The 2,242-nt window shown below is 58.4% G+C and carries 4 protein-coding genes; all 4 read right to left on the reverse strand.

Features of this window, described 5'->3' with window-relative positions:
• Window positions 1-95: 95 nt before the first annotated feature.
• Complete coding sequence (locus tag ACR0IM_RS24450; RefSeq protein ID WP_480683482.1) at window positions 96-830, reverse strand: SDR family NAD(P)-dependent oxidoreductase; 735 nt, start codon at window positions 828-830, stop codon at window positions 96-98.
• The gene (locus ACR0IM_RS24455) at window positions 827-1,558 is read right to left on the reverse strand and encodes an SDR family NAD(P)-dependent oxidoreductase (RefSeq protein ID WP_480643675.1); all 732 of its coding nucleotides are present in this window, start codon (window positions 1,556-1,558) and stop codon (window positions 827-829) included. Before ACR0IM_RS24455 ends, ACR0IM_RS24450 begins: the two co-directional genes overlap by 4 nt.
• 17 nt (window positions 1,559-1,575) lie before the next feature.
• Entirely contained in the window at window positions 1,576-1,725 is a 150-nt protein-coding gene (locus ACR0IM_RS24460) for a hypothetical protein (protein WP_480683483.1), read from the reverse strand.
• Between the two features lie 266 nt (window positions 1,726-1,991).
• Window positions 1,992-2,242 (reverse strand): trimethylamine methyltransferase family protein (locus ACR0IM_RS24465; protein WP_480683484.1); only part of this gene is annotated, 251 nt, incomplete at its 5' end.

The following is a 2,242-nucleotide window of genomic DNA, read 5'->3' on the forward strand; positions in this document are numbered from 1 at the left end:
AAGACCAACCCAAACGCCTGCCACCCCAACCCTTCCGAGAAATCGGCGCAAACGCAGTGCTGCGCTGGAAAGAATGGAAAGCGCGCGACGAGTGATCAGGGCAGGCTCAGCTTGGCCATCCGTCCGCCATCTACCGTATAAACCTGACCGGTGATGAACCCGGCATCGTCCGACGCCAGAAACGCAACCAATGAGGCTACCTCCTCGGGGCTGCCGGTTCTGGCGACCGGATGGATCCGAGCAATATCTCGGCGGAACGCGGCGGGGTCTTCCATGCTGTCGATGAAATCGAGGTTCAGATCAGTGTCAATCCACCCCGGCGCAACCGCATTGCACCGTATCCCTTCGGGACCGTGGTCCACGGCCACCGCGCGGGTCAGACCGTGCAAACCGGCTTTGGATGCGCAATAGGCCGCGTGACCAGGGTTGCTTCCAAGCCCCTCGATCGAACCGGTGTTGACGATGCTGCCACGGGTTTTACGCAGATGTGGCAAGGCGGCCTGGATCGTCAGGAACGGTGCCGTCAGATTGACCGCCAGATTGCGCTGCCAATCTTCGAGGCTCATTTCCTCGACACAGGCTTCCTGCATCATCCCGGCGTTGTTGACCAGAACGTCCAGCCGCCCTGCCATGCGGGTGACCGCTTTCACCACCTGCGCCGGACTGGTAGGATTGGTGAAATCTGCAGCAATCCCCAGAAACTCGGAGTCTTGCCCGCGTTGAGCGGTAAAGACCTGCGCGCCCTCATCCCGCAACCGCCGTGCAATCGCCTGCCCGATGCCGCTGCGACCGCCTGTAACCAGCGCGACCTTGCCCTCGAACCGCATCATGACACAGGCTTCCCACCATTGACCTCAACCAGTGTGCCGCAGACATAGCGCGACGCGTCCGAGACCAGGAACATGATCACATCGACAATATCCTCGGGCTCGGCAATGCGGCCCAGAGGAACGGTCTGGCCCAGCTCTTTGACGGCGGTGTCCGGGTCAAACCCCCGCTTCGCAAAGCCCGACCGCAACATGGGAGTGTTCACCTCGTTCGGACAGACGGCATTGATGCGAATGCCCTGATGGGCGTGGTCCATCCCCATGCATTGCGTCAAAGACGCAATCGCCGCTTTGGTCATGCAATAGACCGCGTGATTGGGACCCGGACGCAGACCCCAGCACGAGGCGGTGTTTACGATGGCCCCACCGCCATTTTCAGCCATGAGAGGGATCGCGGACCGGCAGATGCGGAATGGCGCCTCGACATTCACACCCAGCGACAGGAACCAATCGTTATCCGAGGACTCGGTCACTGACCCACGAGTGATGACGCCGGCATTGTTGATGACAATATCCAATCCGCCCAGTTGATCCACCGCTGCCTTCGGCAACGCGTCAGCATAAGTGCCGTCAAGCAGATCGCCTGGCAGATGAGCTTCTGCCACGATACCGCTGACATCTCGGTCAGCAACCGCAACACGGACGCCCGTTTCGCGCAGGCGTGCTACAAGTGCGGCACCGATGCCGCCCGCTGCACCGGTAACCAGCGCTGTTTTTCCATTCAGGTCCATTGCTATTCCTATTCCTTTCAAAAGGATTCGAACGGAGCGCCAAGACGGCTTTCACCAGAAAGGATACCCCGTCTTGGGCCTGCGGACAGATCAAGATTGCTGCCCGAGCTGTCGTCGCGGGTATGAGCCAGATCGTGCCGATAGATATGAATTTCAGCTATTTTCATTGTTGTTCTATCCTGATTTTGAAGGTCTCCTGCGTACCGAGAAAATCAGAGCCAGAACGCAAGGCGTCAAAGCTTCGCGAGGCAACCTCATCTCAGTATACTTTCTGCCCCGGATTTAAGCCCTGCGTTGTTCGATCGATATCATAGCGGCAAAGTAGAGCGATCACTCTACTTTCTTCATGCTCAATTCCGACCTCCAACCTGTAGTTTGGCGACAAAAAAGGTCCGCCTGAAACGGCGGACCAGTCGGGGAGTGCGTTGAGGGGTCAGTAGCTCTGGTTCAATTCATCGGCGGCCGGGATTTCGCGTTCGCGCCGGGCGATGTAGTCCAGCAACGCCTCGTTTCTGGCCTCGTCCAGTTTCGGCTCTTGATATTCGGCCAGCAGCTTGCGCGCATGTTTCAGTGCACGTTCCGTGATTTCAACGCTGCCTTCCGCCTGCCATTGTTCGATCGAGTTGTTGTCGAACATTTCCGGCATGAAGAACGCAGTCTGAAAGTTCTCCTGCGTGTGCGGGT

Source organism: Ruegeria sp. BF6 (assembly GCF_056538665.1).